This window comes from Streptomyces sp. NPDC059166 (assembly GCF_042755185.1).
Classification (GTDB): Bacteria; Actinomycetota; Actinomycetes; order Streptomycetales; family Streptomycetaceae; genus Streptomyces.
In genome coordinates this window covers 93595-110907 of record NZ_JBHZCI010000019.1, presented here as the reverse complement: position 1 = coordinate 110907, position 17313 = coordinate 93595, and the positions used below count along the sequence as shown (strand labels likewise).

The following is a 17313-nucleotide window of genomic DNA, read 5'->3' as shown; positions in this document are numbered from 1 at the left end:
AACGGTGTGATGTCTCCTGCTGGACGGGCCCATGCGCTCCCGGCGGGGCGGGCTATTCTGCGCTCCATGGAGACGCCTGACACCGCCACCGAAGCATCCGACGAAGCGCCCGCCCCGACCGGGATCGCCGCCCAGGACTGGGCCACCGCCTCCGCCGACCCCCACTACCGCGCGGCGGTCGTGGATCTGCTCGGCGCGCTGGCCTACGGGGAGCTCGCGGCCTTCGAGCGGCTCGCCGAGGACGCCAAACTCGCGCCGACACTCGGTGACAAGGCCGCGCTGGCGAAGATGGCGTCCGCGGAGTTCCACCACTTCGAGCAGCTCACCGACCGGCTCACCGCGGTGGACGAGGCCCCCACCGCGGCCATGGAGCCCTTCGCCAGGGCGCTGGACGACTTCCACCGGCAGACGGCCCCGTCCGACTGGCTGGAAGGCCTGGTCAAGGCGTACGTCGGCGACTCGATCGCCAGTGACTTCTACCGCGAGATCGCGGCACGTCTGGACGCTGACACGCGCTCCCTCGTCCTCTCCGTGCTCGACGACACGGGGCACGGCAACTTCGCGGTCGAGAAGGTCCGGGCCGCCATCGAGGCCGACCCCAGGGTCGGCGGCAGGCTGGCCCTGTGGGCGCGCAGGCTCATGGGTGAGGCGCTGTCGCAGGCCCAGCGGGTCGTCGCCGACCGCGATGCGCTGTCCACGATGCTCGTGGGCGGAGTGGCCGACGGGTTCGACCTCGCCGAGGTCGGCAGGATGTTCTCGCGGATCACCGAGGCCCACACCAAGCGGATGGCGGCACTCGGCCTGGCCGCCTGAACCGGGGCCCACCGCACTCGGCCCGGCCGACTGAACAAGGTCTTACTGGGCGGCGGCCGAGCGTACGGGCCGGCTGCCGCGCGGGCGGACCAGCAGGGACAGGGTGACCGCGCCGACGAGCACGGCGCCGGCGGGTGTCGCCAGGGGATGCCCCGAGCCCAGCGTCGAGTGCGTCAGATACGCACCGAACAGGGCGCCCGGCACACCGGCGAGCAGGACGGCCCGGGAGGACGGGAGCCGGTCGGGCAGTGCGCGCAGCGCCACCCAGGAGAGCGTGAGTCCGAGCACGACGGCGCTGATGGATTCCCAGAGCACTGAGGGGTCACCTCGCTTGATGGCACGACGGCGGTCGGTCGTAGGCCGTCCTACCCGGGGCTCCGAGCGCACAACCCTTCGCGCGGCCGGTCAACCCCACCGAGGGACACCTCGGCAGCGGGTGCGAGGGAGCAAGGAGCGGAGGCCCGGCGGACGATTCCGCCGGGCCTCCGCTCATCGCGTCGTCGCGCGTGCTACAGGGCGCCGAACCCCACCCGCCGGGCGGAGGGCTCGCCGATCTCCACGTAGGCGATCCGGTCGGCCGGCACCAGGACCTTGCGGCCCTTCTCGTCCGTGAGGCTGAGCAGCTGCGCCTTGCCGGCCAGCGCCTCGCCGATCGCGCTCTCGACCTCTTCGGCGGAAAGTCCGCTCTCCAGAACGATCTCGCGGGGCGAGTGCTGCACCCCGATCTTGACCTCCACGGCTATGTCCCTCCGACGGTCCGTCTCTGCGCGGTGAACCGCGCCGTACGCAGCACACATTAGCCCGGTGAAGGGAGGGACCACGGCCCGACCGGCAACGCCCGCAGCGAACACCGGCCGGGGAGCCGCGCCGGTTCAGTGCAGATCGGCGCCGTGCAGCGGGAACCCGGCGATGCCGCGCCAGGCGAGCGACGTGAGCAGCTGGACCGCGGAGTCGCGCGGGATGCCGGACGGGCTGGAGAGCCAGTAGCGGGCCACGACCTGGGAGACACCGCCGAGACCGACCGCGAGCAGCATCGATTCGTCCTTGGACAGGCCCGTGTCACCGGCGATGACGTCCGAGATGGCCTCGGCGCACTGGAGCGAGACGCGGTCCACCCGTTCGCGGACGGCGGGCTCGTTCGTCAGGTCGGACTCGAACACCAGGCGGAAGGCGCCGCCCTCGTCCTCCACGTACGCGAAGTAGGCGTCCATCGTGGCCTCGACGCGCTTCTTGTTGTCGGTGGTCGAGGCGAGCGCCGTGCGCACCGCCTGGAGGAGGGACTCGCAGTGCTGGTCGAGGAGGGCGAGGTAGAGCTCCAGCTTGCCGGGGAAGTGCTGGTACAGCACCGGCTTGCTCACGCCCGCCCGCTCGGCGATGTCGTCCATCGCCGCGGCGTGGTAGCCCTGCGCGACGAAGACCTCCTGGGCGGCGCCCAGCAGCTGATTGCGCCGGGCACGGCGAGGCAGCCGGGTGCCCCGCGGGCGCGCCGCATCTGTCTGCTCGATGGCTGTCACGCCGCCTCCCAAATTCGTGTTCGAACACAGTCGTACCGTGCACGCTGCGCCGTGGGGACATCGTACTTTTGAGTAACCCGGGTGCGCGCGGCGCGGACGCAGAATTTCACGGACCGGACGGCTGCGGAAGGCGCAGATATGCCGGTCACCATCGCAAAGCGGTGCGATCTACCGGTAATCGTCCTCGTCCTCCGTGACGACGCGCGCCTGTTCGGCCGCGTCCGCCTCGTCGGCGGCGGAGTGATCGCGTCCGGTGAGCGGCTCGTCGCGCTCGGGCCGGACGGGGGCGCGCTGCTCGGCGCTGTCCGCCCGCGGGACCTCCGGGGCCGGCTCGTCCGGCTGCGGATCGTCGAAGGTGTCCGGGTCGCTCGGATCGACCGTCATGGCGTCTCCCTTCCTTCCCTTGCAGCGTAGGAGCAACCCTCCGGGGACGCTATGCGGCCTGTGACCGCGAACACATGAATCATCGCGTGATCATCTCGTAACATTGCCGCATGTCTTCGACCGAGCTGCCCGGTATCCAGGCCGCCGCCGCCGCGGTGGCACCCACGGTCAGTGCCGTACGGGTCGCGGAGGGGGAGGAGCTGCGCTCCGTCGCACTGCCCGGGCTCAGCCTGACCGTCCGTTCCCGCCCGGCGGACACCCCGGCCGCCGAACCCGCGCTGTTCGTGCACGGCCTCGGCGGCTCCTCCCAGAACTGGTCGGCCCTGATGCCGCTGCTGGCGGACACGCTCGACAGCGAGGCGCTCGATCTCCCCGGCTTCGGCGACTCCCCGCCGCCGGACGACGGCAACTACTCCGTCAACGGACACGCCCGGGCCGTGATCCGGCTGCTCGACGCGGCGCGGCGCGGCCCCGTTCACCTTTTCGGGAACTCTCTGGGCGGCGCGGTTGCCACCCGGGTCGCGGCCGCCAGGCCCGATCTGGTGCGCACACTGACCCTGATCTCCCCGGCCCTGCCCGAGATCCGGGTCCAGCGCCCCGCCGTGCCGACCGCCCTGCTCGCACTGCCGGGCGTCGCATCGCTGTTCGCACGCCTCACCCGCGGCTGGACCGCGGAACAGCGCACCCGCGGCGCCATGGCACTCTGTTACGGCGATCCGGCACGCATCTCCGACGAAGCCTTCCGCCACGCGGTGGCCGAGATGGAGCGCAGGCTGGAACTGCCGTACTTCTGGGACGCCATGGCGCGCTCGGCACGGGGCATCGTCGATGCCTACACGCTGGGCGGACAGCAGGGGCTCTGGCGCCAGGCCGAGCGGGTGCTCGCACCGACCCTCCTGGTGTACGGCGGACGGGACCAGCTCGTCTCGTACCGGATGGCACGCAAGGCGTCCGCGGCCTTCCGCGACTCGCGCCTGCTGACACTGCCCGACGCCGGGCACGTGGCGATGATGGAGTACCCGGAGGCGGTCGCCCAGGCCTTCCGGGAACTGCTGGACGAACGTGGCGGGAGCTGATCCGGGGCGTGGGACGACACAGCCGAAGGGGCCCTGAGGCCATCCGGAGCGACACCGGGACCGGCGCATCCGGCGCCGAACCGGCCCGGGGCACCGGGCGCCGCGGGAGGGACACCGCCACCCCGGAGCCGCAGGGCGGTCACAGCCCGTCCCTCGACGTCCCGCCGGTACGCGGCGGACACCCCGAGCAGCGCGAGGCGGGCGGCGGCTGGGGCACCGGGACGCAGCAGGCGTACGACTCCGGCCGGCGGGACCCCGGCGGTCCGGGCGGTCAGGACCTCTTCCGCCCCCGGCAGGCCGCCGTCTCCCGGCAGCAGGCGCCCGAGCGGCGTACGGCGGGCCCCCAGGCCGGCACCGCCGCCCTGGTCCCGGGCCCGCGAAGGGAGTTCCTGGAGGCGTTCGACACGCCGCCCAGGCGTGTCGTGCCCGCGGACGGGTCCGGGGACGTGCCGGACGAGCCGGTCGCACCCGCCGGCGACGCCGGGCAGGACGAGGGCGGCAGGAGCGCCAGGGGAGGCAAGGGCCGCACCTTCACCGGGATCGCGGCCGCCGCCGTGACCACGGTCCTCGCCGTCGTGGTCGCCGGACAGGTGGCGCAGGATCCCGGAAGCACGGTGGACGGTCCGAAGTCCTCGGACGTCGACCGGCAGGACTCCGGGGACGCCTCCCGCTCGGTGGAGCGTCCCGCTCCCGAGCTGCGGAGCCAGCAGGTCAAGCCCCTGTCGTACGCCCAGAAGATGGCGGCGCCGTTCCCGCTGGCGCCGGACCTGAAGGCGTCGGGGAAGTTCGAGGCGGTGCCGGGGCTCGCCAAGGCTCCCGGTGAGGGACGGAAGTACCGGTACCGGATCGACGTCGAGAAGGGGCTCGGCCTCGACGCGGGGCTCTTCGCGCATGCGGTGCAGGCGACGCTGAACGACGACCGGAGCTGGGCGCACGGCGGTGCCATGACCTTCGAGCGGATCTCCTCCGGTGAGCCCGACTTCGTCATCACCCTCGCGAGCCCGGGGACCACGGGTGTCTGGTGCGAGAAGTCGGGCCTGGACACCACGGAGGACAACGTCTCCTGCGACTCCGCCGCCACCGACCGCGTGATGATCAACGCCTACCGGTGGGCGCAGGGCGCCTCGACCTTCGGCCCGGACAAGCTCTACGCCTACCGTCAGATGCTGATCAACCACGAGGTCGGCCACCGGCTCGGCCACAACCACGTGAACTGCCGCACCCCCGGTGCCCTGGCGCCGGTGATGCAGCAGCAGACCAAGACGCTGGACATCGACGGCATCAAGTGCCGCCCCAACCCCTGGGTGCACCCGGGGAACTGAGTCCCCCCGGGGCCCGCCCCCGGTCACGGCGCCCCGCGCGGACTCCCGCCGGTCCGGGGCAGGCCGCGGCCTGACCCTGTGTCACCGATCTCCCCGTGTATCGCAACAGAACGCGACTGGCGCGGGAAAGTTACGACGGTTCACCCCTTTCGGTGGCACGACGGACAACCGTCCGTCGTGCCACCGGTGTGTCCGCATACGGTCGTCCCGCTGTCAGTCGCCGAGCAACGGCGGCTGCCCACAAGGGAGATCGGGGGTGTGCTCGTGCGGATCGGACTCCTCACGGAAGGTGGTTACCCGTATGCGAACGGTGAGTCCAGGCTCTGGTGCGACCGCCTGGTGCGAGGTCTTCCCCAGCACGAGTTCGACCTCTTCGCGCTCAGCCGTTCCGCCGAGCAGGAACGCCGGGGCTGGGTGAGGCTCCCCGACCACGTCGGGCACGTCCGTACGGCGCCGATGTGGACGGGTGAGGACCACCCCCGGCACGCGCGCCGCCGCCGTGGACTGAACGGCAGGCTCGCCACCGGGCTGGGACGCTCCTACGGCCGCCGGGACCGGCGCCGCTACGAGGAGGACGTCGCGGCCCTGGTCGGAGCCGTCTGCGCCGGGACGGAGTCCGGCTCCGAAGCCGGCCGCGGCTACCCCGCCACCGCCTCCGCCCTCTTCGCGGGCGGCCTCCACGGCCTCGCCGAACTGGCCAGGGAGAAGGGGGGACTCACCACCGCCCTGCGCTCGGAGACGACCGTGCGGATCGTGGAGTCCGCCTGCCGGGCGCCGGGCACCGGACGCACGGTCCACAGCGCCACCGTCCCCGACTACCTGGCCTTCGCGACCGAGCTGGAGCGCGCGCTGCGCCCCCTCTCCCTCGACTGGTACGACGAGGACGGCCTCGGCGCCGTCGACCTCTGCCACGCCGCGTCGGGCGGGGCGGCCGCACTCCCCGGACTGCTGGCCAAACGCTTCTTCGGAGTACCGCTGCTGGTCACGGAGCACGGCGTACCGCTGCGCTCCCACTATCTCGCGGCGCCGGAAGCCGAGGTCGGCGCGCCGGTGCGCGCCCTGCTCGCCAACTTCCACGGACTGCTCGCCTCCGAGGTGTACCGCGAGGCCGCGCTGATCACCCCGGGGAACACCCATGTGCGCCGCTGGCAGGAGCGGTTCGGAGCCGACCGGGACAGGGTGCGCACGGTGTACCCGGGCATGGAGGCGGAGCGCTTCCGGGCCGTGGGGGACGCCGATGACGAGGGCGGGCCCGCCACGCTCGTGTGGATCGGCCGGATCGAGCCCGCCAAGGATCTGATCGCCCTGCTCCACGCCTTCGCGGAGGTGCGCAGGGCCGAACCGGACGCCCGGCTGCGGATCTTCGGCGCACCGGTCCAGGAAGGTGAGGGCGAGGGGGACGCCTACCTCACCCAGTGCCGGGCGCTGGCCGCCCAGCTCTTCCCCGACGAGGCGGTGGACCCCCACGCCGAGGGCGACAACCCGGTCACCTTCGAGGAGATCGGCGGCCCGGAGGTGCCCGACCTCGCCGAGGCCTACGCCGCCGGCGGAGTCGTCGTGCTCTCCAGCGTCGTCGAAGGCTTTCCCATCAGCCTGGTGGAAGCCATGTTCTGCGGACGGGCGACCGTCTCGACGGACGTGGGCGCGGTGGTCGAGGTCGTGGGCGGCACCGGACTGGTGGTCCCCCCGCGCAACCCACGCGCCCTCGCAGACGCCTGCGTCGCGCTCCTGCGCGACCCCGAGCGCCGGGCGCGCCTGGGCGCGGCGGCGCGGGCCAGGGCCCTTGAGCTCTTCACCGTCGAGCAGAACCTCGAGGCGTTCCGCGGCATCTACCTGGATCTGGTGGGGCAGGCCCCGGCCCGCTGGCCCGCGTCGGCGGACGCCCGGGACACGGGCGGCAGGCCGCGCCCGTTCGCCCTTCCGCCGGAGGCCCACGTGCCGGCCGCCCTGACTCCGCAGCCGGTCGGCGCCGCCCCGGGGGGACCGGCCCTCCCGGCCTCCGCCGGCGTTCCCGCCGGCCCGACCGCCGGCGCCTCACACGTGCCGAGCTGGGCCACGGATGCGGAGTGCGCCCGCGCGGGCGGAGCGGGAGACGGCCATGCGTGACGACAGAGACGGCAACGATCACCGAGGAGCCCTCGTGGGCAGACAGCCCGACGCCCAGGACACCGACGCCGACGGGGAGCCGACGGGGCAGGGAGCGGTCCGCTCCGCCGTCCGCGCGCCCGAGATCGCCTACCGTCCCGCCCGGCGGTCCGCGGCCCGGCGGGGTCCCGCCGACCCCGTGAAGGTGCTGATGCACCGGCACCGGGATCTCTGCGAGCGCGCCGTCGACCCCCTGGAGATCGCCGCGGGCCTGGAGGCCCACGGACTCACCGACCGGGTCGCCGCCCGCTACCGGCACCGGGACGTCTTCTCACTCGCCGAGGAGCTCTACGCACGGGTGCCGGGCGCGGGCCGGCGCGTCCCCCGCGCCTCCCGGCCGGGGCCACGTCCCGCCCGGGACGCCCGCGCCGGATGGACGCTCTGGGCGCTGCTGCCCGGCGCGGCCTGCCTCGCCACAGCCGGAGCCCTGCGGGCCACCGAGGGCGTGCTCGGCGGCGAGGCCCGCATCGCGGTGACCGCCACCGGAGCCCTGCTCGTCGCCCTGACGCTCCGCCTCTGCCTGCGCTCCGGACCGCTGCGCGCGCCGGAGAACGCGGGGGGAGTCACGCCGTACGTCTGCTGGCTCCTCGGCTACGCCGTGTACGGGGAGGACCTGATGGCCCAGGTGATCAGCGGCGGGCCGGACGGTCACTGGACCGCCACCCCCGCCCCCCTCCTCGGCCTCGCGCTCTCCCTCGCCCCGGCCGCCTGGTGCGCGCACCTCTTCGCCCGGCACGCGCGCCACCGGCTCGCCGGCTCCCACGCACTGTCGGAGTTCGGCGCGGGGGTACGCCCACTGCTCCTCGGCGTCGTCGCCCTGTACCTCTGCGCGCTGACCGCACTGGTGCACCTCGCCGGCCTCGGCCAACCCGGCAGCGGCCCGGCGGGCCCGGTCGCACTGGGGGCGCTGCTCTTCCTCGCGCGTCTGCTGGCCGTTCACGGCTTCCCGGAACCGGCCGCCACCGGACTCGCGGCCGCCTGCGCCGTCGAGGTCGCCGCGCCCTTCCTCGTCCTCGCCGGACGCCTGCCCGGCCTGGACCTCCTCGCACGTCCCGTCGACGCGGTCGTCGCCACGGCCGGTCCCGCCGGGGTACCCCTGCTCGCCTGCGCCACCGCCGCCCTCGGGCTGCTGGTCCACGCCTCGGTCGCCCTCACCAGGGCGTCCGCCCACGCCTCGGCCCGGGGCTGACCGGCGGATCGCGGCAGGCCGGCACAGCCGGCCCTGCCCAGGTCCGCCGACAGCCGCACGGCCGGTCCAGTCCTGCCCCGCGGAGCCGACGCCGCGGGTCTTCCCACCGCACGACCACGAACCTCAAGGAGACACCGGACATGACCCCCCAATCCCCCGCACCGGCAGCACGCCGTCGGCACCGAGGGGGTGCGCGATGAGGGTTCTGCTGCTCGGAGCCAACGGATTCCTCGGCCGCTTCGTCGCCGACCGGCTGCTCGCCGACCCCGCCGTGCACCTCACGGCCCTCGGGCGCGGTGACGACGCCGACGTACGCTTCGACCTCGCCGGCGGCAGTCCCGGAGCGCTCACCCGCTTCCTGGACGCAGTCCACCCCGGGGTCGTGGTGAACTGCGCGGGTGCCACACGCGGCGGAGCCCGGGACCTGACCCGGCACAACACCGTCGCCGTGGCCACCGTCTGCGAGGCCATGCGCCGCAGTGGCTGCAGCGCGCGTCTCGTACAGGTCGGCTGCGCCTCGGAGTACGGGCCCTCGCAGCCCGGTTCGTCCACCGCGGAGGACGCGGTGCCCCGCCCGGGAGGCCCGTACGGGGTGAGCAAGCTCGCCGCCACGGAGCTGGTCCTCGGCTCCGGCCTGGACGCGGTCGTCCTCAGGGTCTTCTCCCCGGTGGGGCCCGGGACCCCGGCCGGTTCCCCGCTCGGCCGGCTCGCCGAGACGATGCGCCGCGCCATGCAGACGGGGGACCCGGAGCTCAAGCTCAGCGGCCTCGGGGTGCAGCGCGACTTCGTCGACGTGCGCGACGTGGCACGTGCCGTGCACGCGGCCTCGCTCTCCGCGGCCCAGGGGGTCGTCAACATCGGCACCGGCCGGGCGGTACGCCTGCGTGACGCGGCAGCGGTCCTCGCCCGCGTCGCCGGGTACGCGGGGGCGCTGCACGAGGTCGACGCACCGCAGGCCCGGCTCCCCATCGGAGCCCCCCGCGCCTCCAGCGAGTCGGCCATGGAGCACCTCGCGGGGCCTCCCAACCCGTCCCCGTACCCGGACGGCTGCGGTGCCTGGCAGCAGGCCGATGTGCGCACCGCCCGGGACAGGCTCGGCTGGCGGCCCCGGATCAACCTGGAGGAGTCACTCGCCGACATCTGGATGGAGGCGGCGTGCCGCATCTGACCGGTACCGGCGCCACCACGCGGACCGGCGGGGCACAGCAGCTCGGGGTGGGCGTGCCGGGGTACGCCCACCCGCTGCTCGCTCCCGTGGAGTGGGCCGGGCTCAGCAGGCCCGGCACACCACTGCACTGGGCGGTCCTCAACATCGACAACGGTCCGGGCGCCAGACCCGACCCGCACTGCCTGGAGGCCGCCGGGCGGCTGCGCAACGCACGCGAACGCGCCCTGCACTCCGAGGCCCCCGAGGACACCGTCCGGGCCGGCGGGGGCAGGCTGCTGGGCCACATCGACCTGGCCTTCGGGGGCCGGCCCTTCGGTGAGCTGGTGGCCGACGCACAGGCCTACCTCGACTGGTACCGCGTCGGCGGCTTCTACCTGGACCGCTGTCCGTCCGGGCGCGAGGGCCTCCCGGCCGTCCGCCGGCTGACCAGTACCCTCGCCGCGCTCCTCGCGGACGGCGACGGCCCGGGCGGGGAGGAGGGCGGACTGCTGGTGCTGGGCCACGACACCCACCCGTACCCGGGCTACGCGGAGGCCGCCGACCAGCTGGTCACCTTCCGCGGACCCTGGACGGACTACCGCTGGTCCCAGGTGGCCGAGTGGACCGCGGGCTACGCGCCGGGCCGGTTCGCGCACCTCGTCCACGGGGTCCCCCGCACACACCTGGAGGAGGCCATGCGTATCGCCCGCTGGCACGGCGCGGGGACGATCTTCTTCACGGACCGGGACGGCGTATCGGGGCAGACCGACCCATTCGCGGCGCTGCCCAGCTACTGGGACGAATTCGTCTCGCGGATCGGACCCGGTATCTCGGAATGAGGAGGGGCGTGGCAGTGTTACGGGAGAACAACCGTACGTAGATGAAGTACGTAGAAACCGACCACCTGCATTGTTGAGGTTCCTGTGTCGCTGCCACCCCTGGTCGAGCCAGCTGCTGAGCTCACCGTCGACGAGGTCCGCAGGTACTCCCGCCACCTGATCATCCCGGATGTCGGGATGGACGGACAGAAGCGGCTGAAGAACGCGAAGGTGCTCTGTGTCGGAGCCGGCGGCCTCGGCTCGCCCGCTCTGATGTACCTGGCCGCGGCCGGTGTCGGCACGCTCGGCATCGTCGAGTTCGACGAGGTCGACGAGTCGAACCTGCAGCGCCAGATCATCCACAGCCAGGCCGACATCGGCAAGTCCAAGGCCCAGTCGGCCAAGGAGACCGTGCAGGGGATCAACCCCCTGGTGAACGTCATCCTCCACGAGGAGCGGCTCGAAGCCGAGAACGTGAAGGAGATCTTCGCCCAGTACGACCTGATCGTGGACGGCACGGACAACTTCGCCACCCGCTACCTGGTCAACGACGCCGCGGTCCTGCTGAACAAGCCCTATGTCTGGGGCTCGATCTACCGCTTCGACGGCCAGGCGTCCGTCTTCTGGTCGGAGCACGGCCCCTGCTACCGCTGCCTCTACCCGGAGCCGCCGCCGCCCGGCATGGTTCCCTCCTGCGCCGAGGGCGGTGTCCTCGGCGTGCTCTGCGCGTCCGTGGGCTCCATCCAGGTCAACGAGGCCATCAAGCTGCTCGCCGGTATCGGTGACCCGCTGGTCGGCCGTCTGATGATCTACGACGCCCTGGAGATGCAGTACCGCCAGGTCAAGGTCCGCAAGGACCCCGACTGCGCGGTCTGCGGCGAGAACCCCACCGTCACCGAGCTCATCGACTACGAGGCCTTCTGCGGCGTCGTGTCCGAGGAGGCCCAGGAGGCGGCTGCCGGTTCCACGATCACTCCCAAGCAGCTCAAGGAGTGGATCGACGGCGACGAGAAGATCGAGATCATCGACGTACGCGAGCCGAACGAGTACGAGATCGTCTCGATCCCCGGTTCCCGGCTGATCCCGAAGAACGAGTTCCTGATGGGCAACGCCCTCCAGGACCTGCCCCAGGACAGGCGCATCGTCCTGAACTGCAAGACGGGTGTCCGCAGTGCGGAGGTCCTCGCGGTCCTCAAGTCGGCGGGCTTCGCCGACGCGGTGCACGTCGGCGGCGGTGTCATCGGCTGGGTCAACCAGGTCGAGCCGGAGAAGCCGGTCTACTAGGCCCTTCGGCCGATCAGGCCGGATCAGGCATCAGGGCACGCGAGCCCGGCACGATCCGGACGAGAGGCCCTGGACCGTGTGCGAAGCGAAGGGGGCGGGTTCCGTCGACGGAACCCGCCCCCTTCGCCTGCCTGCGGAAGGTCACTCGCAGACCGTCCCCGACTTCGGGACCTTCCCCGCGAGCAGGTAGGCGTCGACGGTCCGCTGCACGCAGGTGCTGCCGCCGTTGTACGCCCCGTGGCCCTCGCCCTTGTACGTGAGCTCGATCCCGACGCCCTTGCCGAGCTGGGCCGCCATGGCCTTCGCACCGGCGTACGGTGTCGCCGGGTCACCGGTGTTGCCGACGACCAGGATGGGGGCCGAGCCGGGCGCGCTGACGTCCGGTGTGTCCCAGGCGCCCACCACCGGCCAGCCGGTGCAGGCCATGAGCCCCCAGCCCAGGTAGTCGCCGAAGACCGGTGACGCCTCACGGAACCGGGGGAGCGCCTTCCTGGTCTCCTCCAGGGTGTAACGCTGCTTGGAGTCCGCGCAGTTGATGGCGGCGTTGGCGGCGTTCGAGTTGTCGTAGCGGCCGTCCTCGGAACGGCCGTTCAGCGAGTCGGCGAGGGCGAGCAGCAGACCGCCGTTCCCGGCGTCGGCCTCGTCGAGGCCCTGCTCCAGCAGGGGCCAGGTCTCCTTGGAGTACAGGGCCGAGGCGATTCCCGTGGTGGCCTGCGTCTCCGTCAGCTCCCGCTCCCCGAGCCCGGGGACGGGCTTCTTCTCCAGCTTCGCCAGCAGGTCCCCGATCCAGTCCTGGATCTCCTTCGACGTCGCGCCGGGCAGCTTGCAGTCGTCGCGTTCGGCGCAGTCCGCGGTGAAGTTGTCCAGGGCGAGCTGGAAGCCCTCGGTCTGGCCGAGCGAGGACTCCAGGGAGTCCTCCGTGGGGTCGACGACCGCGTCCAGGACGGCCCGCCCGACCTTCTTCGGGTACAGGTGCGCGTAGACACCGCCGAGCTCGGTGCCGTAGGAGATCCCGAAGTAGTACAGCTTGTCGTCGCCGAGCACCTGGCGCAGCAGGTCCATGTCCCGGGCCGCGTTCGTGGTGCCGACGTAGGGGAGTTCGTCCCCGGAGTTCTCCTCGCAGTCCGCGATGTACGCCTTCTGGTCCTCGACGAACGCCTTCTCCTCCTCGGAGTCGTCCGGGGTGCCGTCCTTCTCGTAGCGGGCGTCGAGCGTCTCGTCGTCCGAGCATTCGACGCCCTCGCTGCGGCCCACCCCGCGCGGGTCGAAGCTGACCAGGTCGTAGCGGGTGCGCAGAGCGTCGTAGTCGGTGCCGAAGGACGGCAGCGTGGCGACGCCCGAGGCACCCGGTCCGCCGAAGTTGAAGATCAGGGAGCCGATCCGCCGCTCCTTGTTCCGGGCGGCGGCGCGGATGAGGGCCAGCTCGATGGTGCGTCCCCCCGGATCCCCGTAGTCGAGGGGGGCGTCCATGAAGGAGCACTCCCAGGCGGCTCCGCCGGGAAGCGGTGAGGGCGAGGTCCCGCTGCCCTGGGCCTCGTTGGGGGCGGGGCAGGGCTTCCAGTCGAGCTTCTGGGAGGCCAGGTCCTTCGGTGTCGCCGTGGGCGACGCCGTGGAGGCGGCCGACGGTGTCGCCGTCCCTCCGTCGTCATCCTCGTCCGAACACGCCGCCAGCGGCAGCAGCACGGTGACGGTGGCGAGGAGGGCGGCGGCACGCAGGGCGGGGGAGGTCCTCATGGACCCATCGTGCTGCGGGGCACGGGAGCGCGCGCGGGGCGCGGTCCATGCGAGTGGCATGACTCGCTCGTATGTTCCGAAGTGCTGTCACCGAAGGGCGCGCGGTGTGTGTCCCGGAGGGGCCGGCGCCGCGCGCCCGGCTCCTCCGGGACACCGGCGCCGCGCGCCCGGCTCCTCCGGGGCATCCGGAACCGGCGAGGGGTCAGCCCTCTCCGTCCCCGCCTGCCTCGTTCGTCCCGGCGAACTTCGCCAGAACCTCCGTCAGGTACTCCTCGGTCCGCTGCTTGCCGACTCCGAGCCCGCTCAGCACACCGGAGCCGTTCTCGTGCTCCAGCAGGGCGAGAAGCAGGTGCTCCGTGCCGACGTAGTTGTGCCCGAGCCGGAGGGCCTCGCGAAAGGTGAGCTCCAGGACCTTCTTCGCGTCGGGGCCGTAGGGCACCAGCTCGGGGACCTCGTCGGCCGCCGGCGGCAGGGCGGCGAGGGCCGCCTCGCGGGCGGCCTCCAGGGGGACGCCCTGGGCCACGAGGGCCTTGGCGGCCAAGCCGTCCGGTTCGGCGACGATGCCGAGGAGGAGATGTTCGGGGGCGCCCTCGGTGTTCCGCGCTGCCAGCGACTCGCTGTGAGCGGTCATCACGGCCTTGCGCGCACGGGTGGTGTAGCGGTTGAAGCCCTCGCCGGCCGACAGGTCGACCGACTCCTTGGCCACGAAGCGCTTCTGGGCGGCCTGCCGGGTGACGCCCATGCGGCGGCCGATGTCCGTCCAAGAGGCTCCCGACCGGCGGGCCTGATCCACGAAGTGCCCGATCAGATGGTCGGCCACCTCGCCGAGGTGCTCACCGGCGAGGACCGCGTCCTGCAACTGCTCGAGCGGTTCGGCGTGCACCTTCTTGATGGCCACGATGAGGTCGTCGAGACGTACGGATGACGAGATGCTGGGATCGGTCGACATGTGTCAACCGTAGGTTGCCACCTCAAGCAGTGTCAACCCTCGGTTGACACCTGAGGGGTGCCGTTCCGGGCACGTGACGTGACGAACGGCGGAGGCCGTCGGCGGCCTGCCGGGAGCTGCCCGCTCCGCCGTCAGCTCTCGGGCCGCAGGGTTCGGCCGCACGGACCGGCGTAAGGCGCCTCAGAGCTCGCCCTTGCGGGTCAGCTGGTTGAAGCAGATCCATCCGGGGAGCACCGGCAGCCACAGCGTCATCACGCGGTACAGGAGCACCGCCGGTGCGGCGACCTCCTTCGGGAGCCCCACCGCGATCAGACCGAGGGTCAGCGCCCCCTCAACCGCCCCCATACCGCCGGGGGTGGGAGCGGCCGACCCGAGGGCGTTGCCCGCGAGGAAGACCACCGCGATGCTGGCGTAGCTGAGCTGGGGGACGTCGGGGCCGCTGAAGGCGCGGATCGAGGCGTCCAGGCACATGACGAACAGGCCGGTCAGCAGCAGCATCCCGCCGATGCCGGTGATCAGCTTCTGCGGACGCTGCACCACGTCGAGCATGCGGGGCACCACTCCGGCGAACAGCGACCTCACCCGGGTGACGACGAACTTCCGCATGAACGGGATCGCCGTCACGACCAGCACCAGCACCGCGACCGTGAGCAGACCCGCGATCACCGTCCTGGACGGGGTGAGCGAGTCCGGCGTCTTCTCGGTGCCGGTGAGATACCCGAACAGGGCCAGCAGCATGATGTGGGCGCCCAGGCCGAAGAGCTGGGACGCGCCCACACTCGCGACGGCGAGCCCCGGACGCACCCCCGCGCGCTGGAGGAAGCGTGTGTTCAGCGCCACGCCCCCGACCGCCGCCGGAGCCACGATCTTCACGAACGATCCGGCCACCTGCGCCAGCACCGTCTTCCCGAAGGGCACCCGCTCCGGCACGAAGCCGAGCAGGCTCATCGCCGCGGCGACGTAGCTCAGGGCGGAGAAGCCCAGTGCCGCGGCCACCCAGCCCCACTCCGCCTGCTCCACCACCGTGCCGAAGTCCGCCTCGGTGACCTGCGAGATCAGGAAGTAGGCGGCGATCGCGCCCGCGATGAAGCTGAAGAGGGTCCGCGGCTTGATGCGTTCCAGCCGCACCGGTTCCACCGGGGCCTGCGGTCTGATCAGCAGCACCTCGCGGCGGATCTGGGCCAGCATGTCCTCCTCGCGGGCCTCTTCCAGGGCGTCGTCCATCGCCCGCTTCTCCGCCTGCTTCTCGGTGCGCAGCGACTTGCGTACGGCCTTGCGGTCGCCGGCGGAGGTGTCGTGCTCCTCGGCCTTGGCCTGCTTGGCCGCCTGCGAGGCCTCCAGCACCGCCTCACGCTCGCGCTGCGACCGCTCCCGGGCGAGCCGGCGGAGCGTCGCCCTCGTGGACCGGCTCAGTGCGATCGGCTGGAGCAGCGGAAGGCAGTCGGCGACGGCGTCGGGACCGAGCACCGCGAGCGCCCCGGCGACCGCCCGCTCGGCACCCACCCGCAGCCCCGTGGTGGTGAGCAGCTGGGCGATGTCCATCCGCAGGATCAGATCGCCCGCCGCGATCTCACCGCCCCGCAGATCGGTCACGAACACCGTGCCGTAACGATCCACCAGGATCGCGTCGCCGGTGAGCCTGCGATGGGCGATCCGCCGCGACTGGAGGGCCTTGACCTGCTGCCAGGCGCCTCGCACCAGGTCGTCGGTGATCTCCTCGTCCTCCAGCGCGTCCAGGGAACGTCCCCCGATGTGCTCGTACACGAGCATCACGGCGTCGGGACCCAGCTCGGAGGTGGCGATCAGCTTCGGGGCGTTGGCCCCGGCGGCGATCGCCGCGTACGCCAGGAGCGCCTCCTGCTCCAGCGCCTGGCGCAGGGACTGGATCGAACGGCGCTGGGTGATGCTGCGCAGGGTGAGCCTGCGCCACACCCGGTAGAAGAAGCCCTGGGCCTGCTGTTCACGGTCCACGACGGTGACGTCCAGCGGTGGCCCGTCCTCCAGCGTGACCAGGTAGCGCCGGCCCCGTTCGCTCTGGTCGACGGTGTCGTGCGCGTCCTCGGTGCGCATCGCCGCCACCGGACGGAAGCCGACATGACGCAGTCCGGCCATCAGGTGCTGCCCGGTCGGGCGGACGTTGGGCGAGCCCACCGTGTAGAGCGTGCCGTAGGCCACCGTCCACCCGATGAGCACCGTGAGGACGATCGAGAACGGTGTGGTGTAGCCGCCGACCAGCATCGCGAAGGCGTCCAGCAGCAGCACCACCCACAGCACGACCCGCCAGCGCGGCCTGCGGGCCATCCCGACGGCCGTCATGTAGGCGATGACGGGGGCGAGGTACCCGTGCACGGGGTCGGTGAGCGCGTCACCTGGCTGCGGTTGCGTCAACGCGTCCCGGATCGTCCCCGGCGCCGACCTCGCGACCCAGAGATCGGTGGCCAGGGTCACGCCGTGCGCGAGCACCGCCGCGAGCACGCCGTCCGCGATCCGCAGCCCGTCGCGTTTCACCAGACGCTCGATCGCGAAGGCGACCGGCACCAGGAGCACGGCGATGCTCGACACCAGGCCGGCCAGCTTGATCAGCAGGTCGGGAGCCTGGTCGGTGCCCTTGGAGATGTCGTCCTCGAGGCCGGTGGTGGTCCCCTGGGCGAACGCGGCGACCGCGAGCAGCAGAGCGATCGCCAGGACCCCGACGAGGAGCCGCAGCAGATCCGACGGGCGGTGCACCCGGGCGGGGAGCAGCGGCTCGTCCCCCGAGACCCGGTCGGTCAGCCCGGCTTCGGCCGACGCGAGGGTCGACCCCGTCGGACGGCCCCGCGACCGCCCCGGGGCCTCCTCGGTGTCCGGAGCGCCGGACGCGTCGGGGCGCGGCTCGGCGTCAGAGGCGTCGGCCGCCTTCGGTGGCTGCACGCCCTGCTCCTTAGCCTCTGAAGAATCT

General features: G+C 72.6%; 15 protein-coding genes. 8 read left to right on the top strand and 7 right to left on the bottom strand.

Annotated features, from left to right (window positions below):
- Positions 1-66 precede the first annotated feature (66 nt).
- Positions 67-813: a ferritin-like fold-containing protein gene (locus ACFXOA_RS16790; RefSeq protein ID WP_385028132.1), complete on the top strand. Its 747-nt coding sequence runs from the start codon at positions 67-69 to the stop codon at positions 811-813.
- Between the two features lie 42 nt (positions 814-855).
- Here the strand turns inward: ACFXOA_RS16790 and ACFXOA_RS16785 are convergent, their stop codons facing one another.
- From ACFXOA_RS16785 to ACFXOA_RS16770, 4 genes are all read right to left on the bottom strand, one after another.
- Complete coding sequence (locus ACFXOA_RS16785) at positions 856-1128, bottom strand: hypothetical protein (protein WP_385028129.1); 273 nt, start codon at positions 1126-1128, stop codon at positions 856-858.
- 194 nt (positions 1129-1322) lie between these two features.
- Positions 1323-1550 (bottom strand): DUF3107 domain-containing protein, encoded by a 228-nt coding sequence (locus ACFXOA_RS16780; RefSeq protein ID WP_385028126.1) that lies wholly within the window; start codon positions 1548-1550, stop codon positions 1323-1325.
- Positions 1551-1685: 135 nt separating this feature from the next.
- Positions 1686-2327 (bottom strand): TetR/AcrR family transcriptional regulator, encoded by a 642-nt coding sequence (locus ACFXOA_RS16775; protein ID WP_385028123.1) that lies wholly within the window; start codon positions 2325-2327, stop codon positions 1686-1688.
- A 168-nt stretch (positions 2328-2495) separates the two neighbouring features.
- Entirely contained in the window at positions 2496-2711 is a 216-nt protein-coding gene (locus ACFXOA_RS16770; RefSeq protein ID WP_385028120.1) for a hypothetical protein, read from the bottom strand.
- A 110-nt stretch (positions 2712-2821) separates the two neighbouring features.
- On the opposite strand from ACFXOA_RS16770, the gene ACFXOA_RS16765 reads away from it, so the two are divergent.
- The 7 genes from ACFXOA_RS16765 (at position 2822) to moeZ (ending at position 11692) form a co-directional block, all read left to right on the top strand.
- Positions 2822-3787, top strand: coding sequence for an alpha/beta fold hydrolase (locus ACFXOA_RS16765; RefSeq protein WP_385028117.1), 966 nt, complete (start codon positions 2822-2824; stop codon positions 3785-3787).
- Positions 3788-3795: 8 nt separating this feature from the next.
- Entirely contained in the window at positions 3796-5109 is a 1314-nt protein-coding gene (locus ACFXOA_RS16760) for a DUF3152 domain-containing protein (RefSeq protein WP_385028114.1), read from the top strand.
- Between the two features lie 264 nt (positions 5110-5373).
- Positions 5374-7215: a DUF3492 domain-containing protein gene (locus tag ACFXOA_RS16755; RefSeq protein ID WP_385028214.1), complete on the top strand. Its 1842-nt coding sequence runs from the start codon at positions 5374-5376 to the stop codon at positions 7213-7215.
- Positions 7208-8443, top strand: coding sequence for a hypothetical protein (locus ACFXOA_RS16750; protein WP_385028111.1), 1236 nt, complete (start codon positions 7208-7210; stop codon positions 8441-8443). The genes ACFXOA_RS16755 and ACFXOA_RS16750 overlap by 8 nt, the downstream gene beginning before the upstream one ends.
- 196 nt (positions 8444-8639) lie before the next feature.
- Positions 8640-9611: an NAD-dependent epimerase/dehydratase family protein gene (locus ACFXOA_RS16745; RefSeq protein ID WP_385028108.1), complete on the top strand. Its 972-nt coding sequence runs from the start codon at positions 8640-8642 to the stop codon at positions 9609-9611.
- Positions 9599-10429: a spherulation-specific family 4 protein gene (locus tag ACFXOA_RS16740; protein ID WP_385028105.1), complete on the top strand. Its 831-nt coding sequence runs from the start codon at positions 9599-9601 to the stop codon at positions 10427-10429. The genes ACFXOA_RS16745 and ACFXOA_RS16740 overlap by 13 nt, the downstream gene beginning before the upstream one ends.
- 84 nt (positions 10430-10513) lie before the next feature.
- Positions 10514-11692 (top strand): adenylyltransferase/sulfurtransferase MoeZ, encoded by a 1179-nt coding sequence (gene moeZ, locus ACFXOA_RS16735; protein WP_385028102.1) that lies wholly within the window; start codon positions 10514-10516, stop codon positions 11690-11692.
- 141 nt (positions 11693-11833) lie between these two features.
- On the opposite strand, the gene ACFXOA_RS16730 is transcribed toward moeZ, so the two are convergent.
- The 3 genes from ACFXOA_RS16730 to ACFXOA_RS16720 form a co-directional block, all read right to left on the bottom strand.
- Positions 11834-13426, bottom strand: a complete 1593-nt coding sequence (locus tag ACFXOA_RS16730) for an alpha/beta hydrolase (protein ID WP_385028099.1) — start codon at positions 13424-13426, stop codon at positions 11834-11836.
- A gap of 202 nt (positions 13427-13628) precedes the next feature.
- Positions 13629-14375 carry a Clp protease N-terminal domain-containing protein gene (locus ACFXOA_RS16725; protein ID WP_385028096.1) on the bottom strand — a complete coding sequence of 249 codons (747 nt, stop codon included), beginning with the start codon at positions 14373-14375 and terminating at the stop codon, positions 13629-13631.
- Between the two features lie 180 nt (positions 14376-14555).
- The gene (locus ACFXOA_RS16720) at positions 14556-17285 is read right to left on the bottom strand and encodes a lysylphosphatidylglycerol synthase domain-containing protein (RefSeq protein WP_385028093.1); all 2730 of its coding nucleotides are present in this window, start codon (positions 17283-17285) and stop codon (positions 14556-14558) included.
- Positions 17286-17313: the final 28 nt, after the last annotated feature.